Raw genomic sequence first — 18,470 nt, forward strand, 5'->3', positions numbered from 1 at the left:
CGTCTTTTTATTCCTTCTGATTTTCTTTAAAAGAATCGTCAATTTACAATCCACAATTATATCATATATCTCCACTAATCAATAATAAAGATAATTCTGAAACTTTAGCCTGATAAAGAGCCAACAGCATTCTATCGACAGCGTCCAAATAACTTCGCTGAAATTCACGAAATTCGATACCGGAAAGGGATCCTAATTTATACTTTTCCAGTGCGGCATCCAAATTTTTTTCAGCAACGTCCGCACTCTCCCGTTCAAAACCGACCATCAACAAATTATTTTCATAAGTATTGTATAATAACGCCAAATCACCTAATGTTTCCTTTTCGACCTCTTTATAGGATAGTTCGCTATTTTCTTGTTCCAAACGGGCATTCCTGATTTTTGTCCGATTCTGCATACGACTGAAGATCGGAATATTTACGGAAAATCCCCAATAAAATCCATTTGTCCGGTTCAGTTTCGTATTGGAGGCCGGGGCATCTGTCTTGTTATAATTATATCCGGAACTAAAATCCAATGTCGGGAAAAAAACAGCTCTTGCATTTTTCAAATCCAATGCCGATATTTTCTGTTCTTTTTTAGCTATTAACAAAGCCGTATTACGCACCAATGTATTTTTCTCCAATGTTGCCATTTCTAATGGCACGTTCAACAATATCGTATCCTGCACATATGCCACTTCCTGCAAATTGATATTCATCAATTTATTCAAATTGATATAAGCACTTTTCACCATCTCTTTCTGTTGTACGAAAGCAGAACTATCCGAATTCAAATCAATTTTTGCCTGTTGGGATTCCAAACCAGCCATATTACCTATCTGATGACGAATGCGTGCTTCATCATAACGTTCTTTTGACAAACTCAACGAATGACTGGCCGCCTTTAATCGATGTTGTTGTACCAATACATTGTAATAAGCAGCACTTACTTCCACGATCAAATTCTCTACTGCCATTTTTACGGATAATTCTCCCCTGGACTCTAATTCCTTATAACGTTCATGAGTGGTAAACATTTCCAAACCATCAAATAAACGCCAGTTTAAAGCCACTCCGGCCGAATAATTATCGGTTTTCACATCAGACAATTTATTGATTTCCCCTACATTATTCTCCGTCTTCACATCATTACGCGTCTGATTCTGCCTCGCATCAATAGCCAGACTGGGCAAAAAATATGAATAATCTACACTATTCTTGGCCATAGAAGCCTCATTGCGAATTATTTTTATAGCATAATTTGATTCTAATGCTTGATTGATACATTCCGGGAGAGTTATTTTCTGCTGAGCAAATCCATCAAATTCAAAACTCAGAAAAAAAACAAGCATACCGATTGCTTTCCATAACGTGGATTGATATAACACCTCTCTTCTCATAATTTTTTTTCTTTTTAAGTCCTTATTATTCCTTTATCTCCTCTATAATCCTTATTTTCTGAGAAGAAAAATAAGTATAGATAGCCGGAATAACAAACAAAGTCAATAATGTAGAACAAACCATCCCGCCAACTACGGCGATTCCCATAGCAACACGACTCTCAGATCCGGCTCCCGTTGCAATAGCCATAGGCAAGATACCCAATACCGTAGACAAACTCGTCATCAGAATCGGACGTAACCGGGAAACCGATGCCTCTCGAATAGCCTCTGCCATAGGTAATCCGGCAGCTTTCCGCTGATTGGCAAACTCCACGATTAGAATACCGTTTTTTGAAACCAGACCGACTAACATAATAATTCCGATCTGACTAAAAATATTCATGGTTTGACCAAAATACCACAAGGAAACCATAGCCCCAATCAATGCCAAAGGAACAGTCAACATGATTATCAAAGGATCCCGGAAACTTTCAAATTGAGCGGATAAAACCAAATATATAAACAGCAATGCCAATAAAAATGCGAACATCAAACTGGAAGAACTTTCCACAAAATCTTTCGAATTACCGGAAAGAGTCGTTTTAAAATCATCATTCAACACCTCATCAGCAATCCGATCCATCTCCTTTAATCCTTGTGAAATAGTTACGCCTTTGGACAATCCCGCGGACACCGTTGCGGAAACGAAACGATCGTAACGATATAGCTGAGGAGGCATAGAACTTTCTCGCATAGAGACCAAGTTATCCATAGAGATCAAATTACCCTCCTGATTCCGGACATAAATTCCTTTCAGATCAGAAGGTTTATTCCTATCTTCCCGCTCCAACTGACTTAATATCTGGTATTGCTTTCCGTTCATAATATAATACCCTACACGCTGTTCACTCATAGTCAACTGCAATGTTTGGGCTATATTTTGCACGGTCACACCCATAGCCGCAGCCTTATCCCTATCAATGTTAATAGTCAATTCCGGCTTCGTGAACTTCAAATTCAAATCAGAAGCGGAAAACAAAGGGCTTTTATTTACCTCCTCCATGAACTTCGGTAAGATCGATTTCAGATCATCCAGATTCTTAGCCTGAATGACATATTCTATCGGAAGTCCTCCCCGGCGTCCTCCAAAAGTCTGCTGTTGAGAAACTAAGGTACGGGCTCCCGTAAATTGACGCACGCTTACAGCCAATTCATCAGCAATTTCCTGTTGTGTCCGTTCTCTATCATCCGGATTCACTAACCACAAATTCAAACTGGAACGATTGGTCTGTCCTCCTCCTACAAATTCTATCAACTTATCTTGTTCGGGTACCGTCTCCTCGATAAAAGCCGAAAGTTCTTGTGAATAACGATTTATATACTCAAAAGTAGCCCCTTCCGGTGCCGTCGATGAGATACGAATATTAGAACGATCTTCTAAAGGAGCCATCTCCGAGGGAATGGCCAACCATAACAAATAAATAGCGATACCGGAAATACCTATAATAATTAATGCCCAATAACGTACCTGCAGGAAACGCTCCAACCAACGACGATATATACGATTCATCCCTTCAAAGAAGGGCTCCGTTTTCCGGTAAAACCAATTTTTAGTAGCATCCTTCGTCAACAGTTTGGTTGAAATCATTGGAGTAAAAGTCAAGGCGACGAAAGAAGAGACGATTACAGCACCTGCGATAACCACGCTAAATTCCCGGAATAATCTTCCGGTCGTTCCCTCCAAAAAAACAATAGGAAAAAATACAGCTACCAATACGACCGTTGTCGCTATAACAGCAAAGAAAATCTCATTGGATCCTTTAAAACCGGCTTCTAAAGGGGTCATCCCCTGCTCTATTTTCGTAAAGATATTCTCCATTACGACAATGGCATCATCCACGACCAACCCAATAGCCAAAACCACAGCTAATAATGTCAATATATTGATGGAAAAACCGGCCATATACATGACGAAGAAAGCCGCAATCAGCGACACGGGAATAGCCAATACCGGGATCAATGTCGTTCTCCAGTTACGTAAAAACAGAAAAATTATCAATACGACCAAAACAAAAGCTTCAAGAATCGTATCCTCTACCTCATTAATGGAATCACGAATAAAAACAGTATTATCATAGGCGATACCGGCTTCAATATCCTCAGGTAAATCTTTTTGCAAATCAGCCATAACTTGGTATGCCCTATCTGCAATATCAATATAATTTGCTCCCGGTTGAGGAATTAACGCACAAATAACCATCGGAACCCTGTTTCTCTTCAATATACTACGTACATTCTCGGCATCTACTTCAGCCACACCGATATCCCGGAAACGGACCAATTTATCCCCTTCCCTGGAAATCACCAAATTGTTAAAATCCTCAATAGACATCAACCGTCCTAACGTCCGGATGGTTAATTCCGTGTTATCGCCTTCGACCCGACCGGAAGGCAACTCAATATTCTCGTTTTCAATAGCTGCTTTCACATCCATCGGGGTCAGCTTACGAGCTGCCAATAAAGAAGGGTTCATTCTCAAACGAACCGAATAACGTTTCTCTCCCCATATTTCCACACTACTTACCCCTGGAATAGTTTGCAAACGCTCCTTATAATAACGCTCTGCATATCCGCTCAAATCAATCAAAGAACGCTTATCGCTCCGTAAAGAAACTCCGAAAATAGGTTGTGCGTCGGCATCTGCTTTATAAACTGTCGGGGGATCTATATCTTGCGGCAAACGCCTTAAGGTTCCTGATACCTTATCCCGTACATCATTAGCAGCTGTTTCCAAATCTACCTCCAACTCAAACTCTATCGTAATACGGCTTTGACCGTCACGGCTCGTACTACTTAGCGAACGAATCCCCTGAATACCGTTGATAGCCGCCTCCAAAGGCTCCGTAATCTGTGTTTCAATAACATCGGCATTAGCCCCCACAAAAGAAGTCGATACCGATATAACCGGGGGATCGACACTGGGATAGTCACGTACACCCAAATAAGAAAGTCCGATTCCACCCACGATTACCAAGACCAGATTCATCACCGTGGCAAATACCGGACGCTTTATACAGGTTGAAGAAAGACTCATTCCATTTTAATTTTTAGATTTTTAACCCTAATAATATTACAATTCCATCACGGGATATAAATGACAAGCCCACCTTATTCACCGCCCGTCTCTTTTACAAGAGAAACATTTACCCGCATGCCGTTCTGCAATTGCATTAATCCGCCTGTAAGTACCGTATCCCCGGGTTGAATGCCGGAAACGACCTCTACGTAACGGGAATCCCGACTCTCCGTTTCCACGGGTACACTCTGGGCTTTTCCCTCCTTTACTACCCACAAACTTTTCCCATTCATCTCCGGCACGACAGCCTCACTGGGAATCATCATGAATGTCCGATTGCTTTCCGTCATCAATTCTCCCTTTACAAACATCCCGGCAACCAACTTCGCCGTATTCCGATAGCGAGCTCTCAGGGTAATCATATGAGTCTGGATGTCAGACTGGGGATCGATAGCATATATTTCCGCTACAATATCTTCTTCTACTCCTTCGGTCCTGAATTTAATCTTTTTCCCGATCAAAGGAACACTTATGTATTTTTCAGGAATTGAAAATTCGATTTTCAATACAGAATTATCTATCAAACTGGAAACTTTTGTACTCGGCTGCACATAACTTCCCTCACTCACGTAACGAAATCCCATCTTTCCGTCAAAAGGAGCACGGATCTCCGTTCTGGCAATTCTTACTTTTAATAACTCGATATCGGCTAAAAGCATATTGTATTCGGTTTCCATTTGCTGAAACGATTCATAACTGACAGATTCCCGCTTCAGCAATATCCGTTGACGTTCCAGTTTATCTTCCAACAACTTCTTTTCAAATTCGGCACGCTCCAACTGAGCCTTTAAATCCGAATCATCCACTTTTAAAAGAAGTGTTCCCTTCCTTACATGATCTCCGTCATTAAAATAAATTTTGTCTACTTTTCCGGCCGTCTCAGAAACCAATTCGACCTCCTCATTAGGTAATAAAGTCCCGTTAGCAATAATTCCATTATTAGACATAGATAATTTGGCAATACATCCGCTCACGGGCAAAACTCCCTGGGATACCCCCCTTCGGCCCTGTCCATTCTTCTGCTGCTTACTGGAAAGATCATTTAAACGAGGAACTAAAATAAGGACTACAATTACAATTGGTATGCCTATCTGTAAAACTCTTTTTACCCTTTTATTCATATTAGTTTTCCATTATGTCTGCATGCACATAGTTTCTCTCCTTCCCCCCATCCCATACTATCCCATGATTTACTTTATGGACATCAAAAATGGCCAAAAGTTTATTTACAATCCGTTAAGAGTATGTTAAAATATAAAAGGGTTTTTCCGACCAAAACCCTTTTATATTTTAATTCTCCTGTATCAAAACCAATTCCTCCATTTAAATACGACAAATCCGATCACCGAGAAAAGGAGAGATACAACAAGCACAATCAGAAACCCGTACGGAGTATTCTCTAAAGAATTAGGCACATTCATACCGTATAAACTGGCTATTAACGTCGGAAGCATTAAAATAATGGAAATAGAAGTCAACCGCTTCATAACGATGTTCAAATTATTGGAGATAACAGAAGCATAAGCATCCATCGTACCACTTAGAATATCACTATAAATACGGGCAGAATCTTGAGCCTGTCGCTGTTCGATCTCAACATCTTCAACCAAATCTTCATCAAAATACTTACGCTGACTTCTTAAATTTTTCACTTTAATCAACAAATTATCGTTTCCTCTTAAAGAGGTTATAAAAAAGACTAATGATTTTTCAATTTTTAACAATCGTTGTAACTCCTCATTACGAATTGATTTTTCCAACTCTATTTCAGCCGCATGCATTTGGTTATTTATTTGCTTCAGGTACTTCAGGTACCAAACAGAAGAAGATAAAAACAAACGAAATACCAAATCCCAAGGTTGTTTTACCTCAACTCCCTTACGATCAGCATAATGAATAAAATCGGGAATCATCTCCGTCTTATAATGACATACCGTAATGATCGTATCATCCTTTATAATAAAACCCAATGGCACCGTAATAAAAGGAATACTTTCATCGACTTTATAAGGAATACGTAGAATCATAAGTATCCAATCATCTTCAATCTCCAGACGAGAACGCTCATCGATATCTTCGATGTCGCCGAAAAACGATTGGGGAACCCCTATTTTTTCCGTGAGAAAACGAATATCTTCTTCCGTCGGTGAAACAACATTAATCCAACAATTAGGTTCCCACTCCTTCTTTTCTTTGAACCCAACATTACCCATCAGGAATGTTCTCATAGCTAATCCTCCTTCAATTTATGAACAGAGGTTAACGGAACCCCCGTTCTGATTAATACCGTTGATGATAATCGTCCATATCTTGTTTATGAATTTTTACGCTGCAAAAATAAACGAAAGAATTGAATATAAAAATTTATTTTTTCAAATCGATAAAAATCGGCAAGTGATCACTATATCCTCCCACGTAATACGGCCCACGATAGGTCGGTTTCGGTTTTACCCCGTAATATTTTTTATCTTCTTCAAGCAAAAAACGGAATGTCCCAACAGTCAAATGACGAGGAGATTGCAGAGGAAACCTGCCATTAAGTAAAACTCCGGACAGAATCAAGTGATCGATGGTTTGCCACATCCCCTTATACCTGTAGCTCCCGTAATTCTCCTTTAACAAATAATATCCTGTATTATACAGCCCCTTATCCTTTATTCTACGGCTATCGGAATCTTTCGTTTTCATCGCTTTCTGGGCAAAAGTATTGGCTTTACCGTTAAGATCTCCCATTATAATGATCGCAGCTCCCGGGTTTCCACGCTGAATGGAATCTACTCGTTGACGAATAACCTTAGCCGCACGAACACGCTTCCATTCACTCTGACTCTCGCCTCCTCTCATCGAAGGGAAATGAGCCACAAAAAAATGAAGCGTATCTCTTTGGTCAACAACCCCTTTACAATACAAAATATCTCTCGTATGACCTTCTCCCTCCAAAGATACCGGAAAAAAACAGGCCTTCAATAATCGACAATATGGCTTACGATACAAAAAGGCCACGTCTATACCCCTCGGATCAGGAGAATCCGCATGCACAATACCATACTCTCCATCAGCCAGAGCCGTTTTACCAATCAAATCTTCCAAAACCTCCCGATTTTCCACCTCTGCTAATCCGATAAAAACAGGTAGTTCCCCTTCTCCGGTCGCAACCAAAGCCTCCGATATATGCAATATTTTTGAGCTGTAACGCTCTTTCCCCCAATGTTGTTTTCCCTGGGGAGTAAAATCATCATCTGATGTTTTAGGATCATCCTTAATGTCAAACAAATTTTCAACATTATAAAATACAATCCGATAACGTTCCTCTTTTGCCTGTCCATAACTCATTTTAAGAGCGGACAGTAACACCAATATTCCTACAACTATTTTACACATCTTTTATCTTTTTAACCGGAATATTCATCCGATCCGAACGTTTACTTTTCCTTATCTGCCCCAGAACGATCTGCTTCCAATTCTTCCCAATATTCGAGCGCACGCCTCATATGAGGAATAACAATCGTACCTCCCACAAGATCCGCCACGGCAAAAACCTCGAACAATTGTTCCGTCGTTACTTCCAATTCATGACAACGCTCCAGGTGATATTTGATACAATCATCACAACGCAATACCATGGAAGTAGCCAGTCCCAACATCTCTTTCACCTTGGCAGAAAGAGCCCCATCCATATAAGTATTCGTATCCAGATTATAAATTCGTTTAATCACCTTATTATCAGCAGCTAAAATTTTTTCATTCATTTTAGCCCTGTACTCTCTGAATTGCTCAACCGTTCTACCCATAAAACATGTCTTAATGAAATAACTTAAGTATATCATTTGTATTGGCTAACACAAGCAGCAGCAATAAAAATATCATTCCCGCTATTTGTGCGTTCTCTAAAAATTTCTCGTTCGGTTTTCTCCGGGTAATAACCTCATATAACAAGAACACCACGTGTCCCCCATCCAACGCCGGAATCGGCAATAAGTTCATCACCCCTAAAATAATAGATAATAGAGCCGTTAAACTCCAGAAAGCTTGCCAATCCCAATATCCCGGAAATATATTACCGATAGACAAGAAACCTCCTACCGATTTCAATGCCTCCGGATTCTTAAACAATTTAAACTGTTTCAGATAGGAACTGATCTGATCAATCCCCATACGGATACCGGCTGGAATGGCTTCAAAGAAAGAGTAATATTTCACGGCATAATCAAAAGCCGGGTCTATTTTAACTCCGACTCCTATTATCCCGTCAGCTCCCACCGGAATAGCCACGGTCAATGTATCCGTACCCCTCAAGATTTCTGCCTGTAAGGTATCATTTTTATGTGAACGTATGATTTTCGTATATTCGTCATAATAGGTAAACGTCTCTCCATTTAATCTCAAAAAACGGTCACTCACTACAATACCCGCATTTTTTGCCGGAGATTCCTCAGCAAAACCAACAATCTCTCCCGAATAAGGATAACGGGGTTCTATTAACATTTTATGTGCAAATCCCTTGGAAGAGTATGTCAGTAAATTTTTCACCAACGATGAAGGCAAATCGATATTCACCAATTGTCCGTCCCGAAGCACTTGCATCGTTTTAGGACTCTCCAATAAAATAGTCGGAATAATATCGGAGAAGCGTTCTAATTTCTGATTATCCAAAGAGAGGACAATATCACCGGTTTGCATACCCACATCCGTAAATAGGCTATCGCAAACGACCCCGTATTTTACATTCTCTGCCGGTAAATACTTCTCTCCCCAAGCAAATAAAATCATGATGTAGATAAAGAAGGCTAAAATAAAATTAACCAAAACTCCTCCTAACATGATTAACAAACGTTGCCATGCCGGCTTGGCCCGAAACTCATAAGGTTTAGGAGGTTCTTTCATCTGCGCGATATCCATGGATTCATCTATCATTCCGGAAATTTTCACATATCCGCCCAAAGGCAACCATCCCATTCCGTATTCGGTATCTCCCTTCTTAAATTTAAATAGTGAAAACCACGGATTAAAAAAGATATAAAATTTTTCGACTCTGGTCTTAAAAATCTTTGCCATCATAAAATGTCCGAATTCATGTAACAAGACTAAAATGGAAAGACTCAATATAAACTGTACAACCTTTACAACTATTTCCATATCTCAATTTTAAATTTTTGCTTCAATAATTTCACCTGTCTAATTTCCTGCATTTTTCTGACGATTACTCTGTACGAATCTATTTATTAACGATCTCCATAGCTATTTCACGTCCTTCCTTATCCGTCTCTATATAATCCTGCAAATCGGGTTTCCGTATAAAACAGACTCTGGAGACGGTCTCTTCTATGATTTCGGACATACGAGTAAACGAAACTTTCTCTTTTAAAAAAGCATCAACCGCAATCTCATTTGCCGCATTCAATATACAAGGAACATTACCTCCTGTTTCCATCGCCTCAAAAGCCAATCCCAAATTACGAAAGGTGACCGGATCCGGTTTCTCGAACGTCAAATTGGAATATCGGCCAAAATCGATACGTTCAAACGAGGAAACAACCCGATCCGGATAGGTCAGTGCGTATTGAATAGGTAAACGCATATCAGGCATTCCCAATTGCGCCTTAATACACCCGTCCGTAAACTGAACCATAGAATGTACGATTGATTGCGGATGAACCAATACCTCTATTTGAGACGATTTCAAACCAAACAACCACTTAGCCTCGATTGCTTCGAATCCCTTATTCATCATGGAAGCGGAATCAATTGTTACTTTAGCTCCCATCTTCCAATTCGGATGCTTTAAAGCTTGGGCCGGAGTGACCCGTTTCAAAAATTCACAATCCTTACCTCGAAACGGACCTCCGGAAGCTGTTAACAAAATCTTCTCAACGGGATTATTCATTTCACCCGTCAAACATTGAAATATAGCAGAATGCTCCGAATCTACGGGTAATATGGCTACCTTATATTCCGTTATCAGGTCATGAATCAAATCACCGGCAACGACCAATGTCTCTTTATTGGCTAATGCTATCGTTTTACCAGCTTTTATTGCCCGGATCGTAGGTAACAAACCACTATAACCTACCATGGCCGTCACAACGACATCAATGGTAGAACTCTCCACCACTTGTGCTATCGCCTCACTCCCAGCGTATACTTTTATATCTTCATTTTCCAACAGCCCTCTTAATTGCCCGTATTTATCCTCGTTAGCAATAACCACCATATTCGGTTTAAAGCGAATGGCCTGTTGAGCTAACAATTCGACCTGATTATTGGCTGTCAGTACCTCAACACGAAAACGTTCAGGATTTGCCTCTATCACTTGCAACGTTTGAGTCCCAATCGAACCTGTCGAACCTAATATCGCGATATTTTTCATCACTATCTATATACGCCGGAAACAAATTCCATTCCGAACGTTCTCTTTCTTTAATTATTTAAACTTAATATAATTCTCCGGGTTAATCGGCTTTCCCGCCTTCCACAACTCCAAATGTAAATGCAATCCCGTTGTCTCCTCTCCCGTATTCCCGACAATCGAAATAACTTCTCCGGCACGGACAAAATCACCCTGTTTTTTCAATAGAACGGAGTTATGTTTATAAATGGAGATCAAATTACTCCCGTGCTGAACAGCCAAAACAAACCCCGTTTCCACCGTCCAGTCAGCAAAAATAACCACTCCATCCAACACACTTGATACATTGGTATTTTGTTTCGTTACCAAATCGATACCGTAATGACGCTTCGCTTCATCAAAGTGATTGGTTACAATTCCTTGTAATGGCGGGAAGAAATGGTAAAAATCATCCGGAGAAGAAGAGACCTGCCCTAACGAAAGATTAAAACGTTCTTTCTCCTCTATCATCTCTCTAAAACCATTTTCTTCAGGAGTCGTACCCATGACTATCGTATCGTGATTGATTTTCTCTATAGGTGTCGTAACCCTGGCGGTAGTATCTCCATCCTCTCCCATCATAACCATACGGATAGACTGAAAGAATTGATCTTTTTTATTCAACTCGACCATCAACGAGTCAACTCGCAAAGCATTTAAAGTAATCTGACGCCTCATGGCCCGATCCGGGTATCCCGGAATAAATTCCCGCAAATTGGTAAAAGCAATCAATATGATCGTCAAAGTAATTAAAACTACTGCTAACGTACTCAAGGCCATGAACACATGCAACGGAGATAAACGGAAATGCATCACCTCTTCGTAAGTAGATTCGTTGAAGATGGTAAGCTTGTATCTATTTTTTAGTTTACTCCAAAAATTCTTTTTACGCTTCATTTGACTATTTTTAGCCTCCAAAAATAGTACAAAAATCTAATTATCCCATCTTGTCAACCCTAACTTTTCTTTTCTTCCGGTTCATTTACTAAAATTCGATTCGGATACTGGAAGACTTGCAAACTAAAATAGGGAATTACGGCTAATAAATGGTCGAAAATATCGGATTGTATCTTCTCGTAAGTAACCCACTCCTGATTTTTAGAAAAACAATAAATTTCCAAAGGTATTCCCGTCGGAGTCGGTTGAAGCTGGCGTACCATATAGGTCATATTCAAATTAATATCCGGATTAGCTTTCAAACGCAATACGGCATAGTGTCGAAACACACCTAAATTCGTTAAACGCCTTTCGTCGAGTATATCCTCTTTTCCCTCATTCGCTTTATCTATTTCAGGCAAAATACTCTCTATATATCCCTTTAAAAACTCGGATTTTCTCAAGGTAGCAATCTCTTCGTCCGATAAAAAATGGACAGAATGCATATCAATATTAACCCATCTCATAATCCGCCGACCGTCAGACTCCTGCATCCCCCTCCAATTGGTAAAAGAGGCCGAAACCATCTGGTACGTCGGTATCGTGGTTATCGTCATATCCCAGTTTTGTACTTTCACGGTATAGAGATTAATTTCCAGTACCGTACCGTCAGCATTGTTACTGGGCATCACGATCCAATCTCCAATCCTTACCATCTGATTAGCCAATAACTGAACTCCGGCTACAAACCCCAAAATGGCATCTTTAAAAATTAACATAAGTACCGCCGCAAAAGCTCCCAATCCGACCAAGAGGTTACGAGGAGATTCTCCAATAAAAATGCTGATAATGGTAATGAAAATAGCAGAGAAAACAAAGATTTTAGCCACTTGTATAAATACCTTAATCGGACGATCTCTGGCTATCGGATAGGATTCATAAATTTTATTGGCCGCATCCATTGCGGCTATCATAATAAATCCCGATACAATCAATATCCAGACAACAATCAAATGATGAAAAGTATCAATCTTTTCCCAATCTCCATAAACAAATCGAATGGCAAAATCGATAAAAATAGGAGGAATCAGGTTAAACAATTTTTCAAAAAAACGCTCTTGCAATAATATATCATCCCATTTCGTTTTCGTACGACGAACCATTTTGGCTATCAATTTAATAAGCCATTTCCGGGCTATAAAAGTCAAAAGCCACGCGATAATTACGACAACAATTAACTGTATTATGATTTCAACCGTAGAAGCCGTCTCCGGATCCGTGATTCCCAAATCGAGCCAAGAAAGCCAACGATGCCAATCCATTTTTAATTCCATCATTTTTATTCGATCTATTTTTTATTCTATACGGAAACTTCAAAAAAATGTCACATAATCTCCTCATCTTTTGGTAAAATCAGCATTGATCATTAAAAATAATTAACACAGAATCTCACTATATAAAGAAAAGCAGGTTCATTTTTCCCTATTTTTACAATTACCCCCTAAATTAACGTTAAACCGTTAACTTTTCATATCAATTGAAGCAAGTGTTTACTATATTTGCAAACACAAACATTAAAACATTAAAAAAACTCGTATGGTAAAAAGACTTTTAATCGTGTGTGCCATCATATCGCTGATTAGTGCAAACTTATTCGCACAATATGATATGAATGCACCGATTCCCTTAGATCCACAAGTCAGGACAGGGAAATTAGCCAATGGCTTAACTTACTACGTGCGTCACAACGCAGAACCCAAAGAGAGAGCAAGTTTTTATATCATCCAAAACGTGGGGGCGATCTTGGAAAACGATGATCAGGATGGATTGGCTCACTTTCTGGAACACATGGCATTCAACGGAACCAAACATTTCCCCGGCAGAAAAGGGATTGTAAATATGTTGGAAAAACATGGTGTCGAGTTCGGACGCAATATAAACGCCTATACGGCTCAGGATGAAACGGTTTACAACATTAGCGATGTTCCGACCACTAACGAAGGATTAATGGATACCTGTCTGTTGGTATTACACGACTGGTCTCACTACCTTATTTTGGAAGGAGATGAAATCGACGGTGAAAGAGGTGTGATTACTGAAGAGTGGAGAACCAGAAGAACTCCCAGTTTCCGTATCAGAGCTCAGGTTATGCCCGTTCTATTGGAAGGTTCTAAATATGCGGAAAGAGACGTAATCGGAAATTTGGATATCATCAAAAATTTCAAATACCAAACCTTACGGGATTATTATCACAAATGGTACAGACCCGATTTACAAGCGATAGCTGTCGTTGGAGATTTTGACGTGGATAAAATGGAGAAAAAAATCATCGAACTTTTCTCTCAGATTCCGCCGGTAAAAAATGCAGCTGTCAGAGAAGTATACACGGTACCCACACACGAGGATATTCGTTATGTATGTGCTACCGATAAAGAAGTTACTCAATCTTCTATAGCCGTTTACATTAAATTCCCGACTACTCCCAAAGAAGAAAAAAATCATCAATACATGAGAGATGAATTGTTGAAATCTTTCTACAATGCCATGTTGGGCCAACGGATTCGTGAATTGCTGCAAAAAGGAAATCCTCCTTTTATTAACGGTAGTAGCGGTTTTAGCGGAATGGTCAGGGGAACGGGTATCTATATCATGTCCGCCACGGCTAAACCAAATGAGGAAGCCTTGGCTTTGGAAGCCATCTACCGTGAAAACGAAAGAGTAAAAAGATTCGGCTTTACGGAAGGTGAGTTGGAGAGAGTAAAAACCAACACGTTGGTAAGCTTAGAATCCGCCCTTAAACAAAAGGATAAAATTTCTTCTGAGTCCTATATAGACGAAATCAAACAAAACTTCTTGGAAGGAGAACCCATGGTAGATTTCGATTACTATTACAACTTCATGAAAACGATTATTCCTACTGTTACCGCTGAAGAGATTTCAGCCCTCGCCCAGGAATACATCAAACCTCAAAATATGGTTATTGTAGTACAAGGACCGTCTGAAGGAGCTACTCATATCACAAAAGAAGAAGCTTTAGCCGTTATGGATAAAGTAGATAAATCCGATATCGAACCGTATAAAGACGAAACCACCAACGCATCTCTAATTAACGAAGAGTTACCGGGATCCAAAATCGTTTCCGTTAAGAAACTTCCGCAATTCGACGCCGAAGAGTGGATCTTAGCCAATGGAGCAAAAGTAATCTATCGCAAAGCCGATTATGAAAAAGATCAGGTTGTTGTCACCTCATACAGTAAGGGAGGAACCTCTCTGTATGATTTGGATAAGTTAGCTTCCGCGCAAGTAACCTCGGATTTAGTAGCAGCTTATGGATTAGGAGACTATGACAATATTACTTTAGGCAAGTTACTCACTGGAAAACAAGCCGGCACGAAAGTAAGCATCGGAGGCCTTTCCGAATCTGTCGGCGGTAGCTCCATTCCGAAAGATTTCGAAACATTGATGCAGTTGATTTACCTGCGTTTTGAAAAACCCCGTTTCGACAAAGAGGTACACAATACCCTTATGCAAAGACAATACGCGGCAATTGCCAATCTGGAAAAGAACCCGCAAAAAATAATGCAGGATTCGGTAAATCTGATCACGAGCAATTACAATCCGAGAACTTTACTTGTCAATAAAGAGTTCTTCGATAAAGTAAGTCTGGAACAGATCGAAGAGATCTATCGCGACCGTATCAAAGATGCCAGCGATTTTATCTTCTTTATCGTGGGTAACATCGACGCGGAGATCGCAAAAACGATGGCTGAAAAATACATCGGTTCCATCAAATCTTACAACAGAAAAGAGACTTGGAGAGATAATAAGGTAAGAGGTCCGAAGGGAAAAACGGAAAAAGTAATCGAAATCGCCCTGACGACACCGAAAACAACCGTAATTACTCACCACTCCAAAGAGATGAAATACAGTGTTGCAAACAACATCTACAACAACATTCTGAAAGGTATTTTAGATCTTCGTTATACCGAAAATATCCGTGAAAAAGAAGGAGGAACCTACGGTGTAGGTGTGAATGCCGGTTCTTCCAGAGAGCCTTATCAAAGCTATAGCATGACCATGAGCTTCGATTGCGATCCGGATAAAGCAGAACATTTAAAATCACTTCTTTACGTGGAAATCGATAGATTAATGAAAGAGGGACCGACCAAAGAAGAATTGGATAAAGTGGTTACTACAATGAAGAAAAACCACGAGCAAGGTAAAGAGCACAATTCTTATTGGTTGAACGCACTGACGACCTACTTCATCTCCGGTATCGATATCAACGACCCGAAGAATTTCGACAAGATCGTCGATAGTGTAAAACCGAAAGATATCCAGAACTTTGCCAAGAAATTATTCAAAGATGCCGACGTGATAGACCTGATGTTTGTACCGAAAGCTCAAGAATAAAAGATTCTTATAGATAAAAAAATAGCGTTAAGATAAAACTTAACGCTATTTTTTATCTCCCTGAAAACGATATTGATCGACTAAGTCCAATAATACCGCCCCATAGCGTTCAATGACCTTTTTTCCTATACCCGGAATTGACAAAAGCTCTCTCGAAGTGGTAGGAAGTACATTGGCGATCCCCAATAATGCCTTTTGGTGAAGCACCGTATAAGCCGGTAACTTCAACCGATCAGCTTCCTGTTTTCTCCAATTTCGAAGCTCGGCGTACAATGCCGGATGCAAAATATCCGGACTGATTTCCTGTTTTTCATCTGTCTTTTTCGATTTCTGCTTTCGCTGGGGAACCTCAATCCGAGCCTTGGCCTTGGCCGTCAAATAACACTTTATATCAAAACCATCACCGGAGATAGATCTTAACGTATTCGTTTTCACATTGAGCTCCTCCCGTAGATTTTTCAATGCTTTATCTATCGATTTTCGTACCTCTTTATTATCAATCTCCGGTAAGGGCACGAGCAGTAAGGCTCCCAAAATTTTCTCCGTACTCTCCTCAAAATATTTTTTCCCTTTTATGACACGCTCCACAAGTATTTTACGAGACTCCGATTCCGCCTCCTCTTCCAATAATCGTTTTAATTGGTCTTTAAAACGCTCGGCCACCTGGTAGAGTTCAATCGTAAAGCGTTCATTGGCTTCCCGGAATTTGGCTACAAAGTCCGGATATAAACGACTCAAATTATCGTTTAGAAGAAAAAGCAGGTAACGGAAGCGACGCTGTAAAGCTCCGTAATCAAATTGTTCCAACAACAACTCCTTATAATACTCCTGTCGAGCTTCTCGTAACAACCGTGATCCGGGTTGATGTTCTTTCAACTCCGTCATAAAGCGATCGACAGTCGTGTCATTAACTAAAGAACGCACATTTACCGGTGTTCTCAAAATCAGTCCCTCAAAGGTTCTGCAACGACTTAAAGCCACGTAAACCTGTCCATGTGCAAAAGCCGCACCGGAATCAATGATCACTTTGTCAAAAGTTAGTCCCTGACTTTTATGAATGGTAATAGCCCAAGCCGCTTTTAACGGAAACTGCGAGAAACTGCCTTCAATAATTTCCGTGATCTCTTTCGTTTCAGGATCTACGCTATATTTCGTATTACTCCACTCAACTCTGTCCACGTCGATAAATGCCCCGTCCTCTTTTCCCCTCACTCGAATTACATCCTGATTGATCTCTGTTACAACCCCAAGCTTTCCGTTATAATAACGTTTTTCCGAGGAAGAATCGTTTCTTACAAACATCACCTGGGCCCCCTTTTTCAACACGAGATTCTCATCCGTCGGGTAGGCATAAACCGGAAATTCCCCTTTTATCCCGGCTTTAAACGTATAAGCCTTCGTTTCCAATGCATCCAATTTTCCCTCGTTAATCTGCTTTGCCTGATAATTATGAGTAGTCAGAATAATATACTCCTCCTTTTCCGAATCAAACCCGGCAATATAACGTTCATTTAATTTTTTCAATACATCTGTTGTTATCTTATTTTCCCGAATTTGATTCAGTAATTCCAAGAAAGAGGCTTCCTGCTGACGATATACCTGTTTTAATTCAATAGGTACAAAGCGGGTTACAGCCAAAGCCCTGCTCGAAAAAAAGAATATAGAGGAATAATACTCCTTCAACAAAGACCATTCGTCCTCCTTCACGACGGGAGCCAACTGTTGTAAATCTCCAATCATCAGTAGTTGTACCCCTCCGAAAGGTCGTTCCCGATCCCGGTAGCGACGTAACACATCATCCACGGCATCCAATAAATCCGCCCTCACCATACTGATTTCATCGATCACCAACAGATCTATACTCTTAATAACATTAATCTTTTCCCGACTAAATTTATTGACTATTGATTTTTTACCTTCTTCACCTACTGTCCTCTCGAGACCCGGTATATAAGGCCCAAAGGGTAACTGGAAAAAAGAGTGAATCGTTACCCCTCCCGCATTAATCGCCGCCACACCTGTCGGAGCGACTACGATCATCCGCTTGGGAGTCCGCTCTCTCAATCGACGTAAAAAGGTTGTCTTTCCCGTACCGGCTTTTCCGGTAAGAAAAACATTCACGCCCGTGTATTCCAAAAAGTCATACGCCAGCTCCAGTTCAGGATTAGTTTCCATTAATCTTACGGTGATATATTAAATTAAGCAAAGATAAAGAATAATCGATAACCTCAGATTTTTTATTCTCTTTACTTTTATGACAAAATAATCCATAAAACAACCCCTCAAAAGAGCAT

12 protein-coding genes are annotated in these 18,470 nt (G+C 40.1%); 1 reads left to right on the forward strand and 11 read right to left on the reverse strand.

What is annotated here, in order from left to right; genetic code table 11:
- Positions 1 to 61: 61 nt before the first annotated feature.
- The 10 genes from QZR76_RS05485 to QZR76_RS05530 all read right to left on the reverse strand — a co-directional run bounded on the left by QZR76_RS05485 (position 62) and on the right by QZR76_RS05530 (position 13,100).
- Positions 62 to 1,384: a TolC family protein gene (locus QZR76_RS05485; protein ID WP_294141130.1), complete on the reverse strand. Its 1,323-nt coding sequence runs from the start codon at positions 1,382 to 1,384 to the stop codon at positions 62 to 64.
- Between the two features lie 25 nt (positions 1,385 to 1,409).
- A complete protein-coding gene (locus QZR76_RS05490) occupies positions 1,410 to 4,460 on the reverse strand; it encodes an efflux RND transporter permease subunit (protein ID WP_294141132.1) in 3,051 nt (1,016 codons plus the stop codon).
- Between the two features lie 74 nt (positions 4,461 to 4,534).
- The gene (locus QZR76_RS05495) at positions 4,535 to 5,623 is read right to left on the reverse strand and encodes an efflux RND transporter periplasmic adaptor subunit (RefSeq protein WP_294141133.1); all 1,089 of its coding nucleotides are present in this window, start codon (positions 5,621 to 5,623) and stop codon (positions 4,535 to 4,537) included.
- 183 nt (positions 5,624 to 5,806) lie between these two features.
- Positions 5,807 to 6,730 (reverse strand): magnesium transporter CorA family protein, encoded by a 924-nt coding sequence (locus tag QZR76_RS05500; protein WP_294141134.1) that lies wholly within the window; start codon positions 6,728 to 6,730, stop codon positions 5,807 to 5,809.
- Between the two features lie 136 nt (positions 6,731 to 6,866).
- Positions 6,867 to 7,883 carry an endonuclease gene (locus tag QZR76_RS05505; RefSeq protein WP_294141136.1) on the reverse strand — a complete coding sequence of 339 codons (1,017 nt, stop codon included), beginning with the start codon at positions 7,881 to 7,883 and terminating at the stop codon, positions 6,867 to 6,869.
- Positions 7,884 to 7,924: 41 nt separating this feature from the next.
- Entirely contained in the window at positions 7,925 to 8,293 is a 369-nt protein-coding gene (locus tag QZR76_RS05510; RefSeq protein WP_294141138.1) for a carboxymuconolactone decarboxylase family protein, read from the reverse strand.
- Positions 8,294 to 8,303: 10 nt separating this feature from the next.
- Positions 8,304 to 9,638, reverse strand: coding sequence for an RIP metalloprotease RseP (rseP, locus tag QZR76_RS05515; protein ID WP_294141140.1), 1,335 nt, complete (start codon positions 9,636 to 9,638; stop codon positions 8,304 to 8,306).
- Between the two features lie 79 nt (positions 9,639 to 9,717).
- The gene (locus QZR76_RS05520) at positions 9,718 to 10,869 is read right to left on the reverse strand and encodes a 1-deoxy-D-xylulose-5-phosphate reductoisomerase (RefSeq protein WP_294141142.1); all 1,152 of its coding nucleotides are present in this window, start codon (positions 10,867 to 10,869) and stop codon (positions 9,718 to 9,720) included.
- Positions 10,870 to 10,923: 54 nt separating this feature from the next.
- On the reverse strand, positions 10,924 to 11,784 hold the full coding sequence (locus tag QZR76_RS05525; protein WP_294141145.1) for a M23 family metallopeptidase: 861 nt from the start codon (positions 11,782 to 11,784) through the stop codon (positions 10,924 to 10,926).
- 59 nt (positions 11,785 to 11,843) lie between these two features.
- Positions 11,844 to 13,100 carry a mechanosensitive ion channel domain-containing protein gene (locus tag QZR76_RS05530; RefSeq protein WP_294141147.1) on the reverse strand — a complete coding sequence of 419 codons (1,257 nt, stop codon included), beginning with the start codon at positions 13,098 to 13,100 and terminating at the stop codon, positions 11,844 to 11,846.
- 259 nt (positions 13,101 to 13,359) lie between these two features.
- Here QZR76_RS05530 and QZR76_RS05535 point away from each other — a divergent pair, with 259 nt between their 5' ends.
- Positions 13,360 to 16,176, forward strand: coding sequence for a M16 family metallopeptidase (locus tag QZR76_RS05535; protein ID WP_294141149.1), 2,817 nt, complete (start codon positions 13,360 to 13,362; stop codon positions 16,174 to 16,176).
- Positions 16,177 to 16,221: 45 nt separating this feature from the next.
- Here the strand turns inward: QZR76_RS05535 and QZR76_RS05540 are convergent, their stop codons facing one another.
- Positions 16,222 to 18,351 (reverse strand): HRDC domain-containing protein, encoded by a 2,130-nt coding sequence (locus QZR76_RS05540; protein WP_294141151.1) that lies wholly within the window; start codon positions 18,349 to 18,351, stop codon positions 16,222 to 16,224.
- Positions 18,352 to 18,470 lie beyond the last annotated feature (119 nt).

Origin of the sequence: uncultured Sanguibacteroides sp. (assembly GCF_900543425.1) — a bacterium.
Taxonomy (GTDB): domain Bacteria; phylum Bacteroidota; class Bacteroidia; order Bacteroidales; family Marinifilaceae; genus Gabonibacter.

What these genes read in the sequence shown, in the direction of transcription:
- QZR76_RS05510 (WP_294141138.1), bottom strand. Translation starts at nt 8,293, where the DNA reads ATGGGTAGAACGGTTGAGCAATTCAGAGAGTACAGGGCTAAAATGAAT.
- QZR76_RS05535 (WP_294141149.1), top strand. Translation starts at nt 13,360, where the DNA reads ATGGTAAAAAGACTTTTAATCGTGTGTGCCATCATATCGCTGATTAGT.
- rseP (WP_294141140.1), bottom strand. Translation starts at nt 9,638, where the DNA reads ATGGAAATAGTTGTAAAGGTTGTACAGTTTATATTGAGTCTTTCCATT.
- QZR76_RS05530 (WP_294141147.1), bottom strand. Translation starts at nt 13,100, where the DNA reads ATGATGGAATTAAAAATGGATTGGCATCGTTGGCTTTCTTGGCTCGAT.
- QZR76_RS05520 (WP_294141142.1), bottom strand. Translation starts at nt 10,869, where the DNA reads ATGAAAAATATCGCGATATTAGGTTCGACAGGTTCGATTGGGACTCAA.
- QZR76_RS05505 (WP_294141136.1), bottom strand. Translation starts at nt 7,883, where the DNA reads ATGTGTAAAATAGTTGTAGGAATATTGGTGTTACTGTCCGCTCTTAAA.
- QZR76_RS05540 (WP_294141151.1), bottom strand. Translation starts at nt 18,351, where the DNA reads ATGGAAACTAATCCTGAACTGGAGCTGGCGTATGACTTTTTGGAATAC.
- QZR76_RS05490 (WP_294141132.1), bottom strand. Translation starts at nt 4,460, where the DNA reads ATGAGTCTTTCTTCAACCTGTATAAAGCGTCCGGTATTTGCCACGGTG.
- QZR76_RS05525 (WP_294141145.1), bottom strand. Translation starts at nt 11,784, where the DNA reads ATGAAGCGTAAAAAGAATTTTTGGAGTAAACTAAAAAATAGATACAAG.
- QZR76_RS05500 (WP_294141134.1), bottom strand. Translation starts at nt 6,730, where the DNA reads ATGAGAACATTCCTGATGGGTAATGTTGGGTTCAAAGAAAAGAAGGAG.
- QZR76_RS05495 (WP_294141133.1), bottom strand. Translation starts at nt 5,623, where the DNA reads ATGAATAAAAGGGTAAAAAGAGTTTTACAGATAGGCATACCAATTGTA.
- QZR76_RS05485 (WP_294141130.1), bottom strand. Translation starts at nt 1,384, where the DNA reads ATGAGAAGAGAGGTGTTATATCAATCCACGTTATGGAAAGCAATCGGT.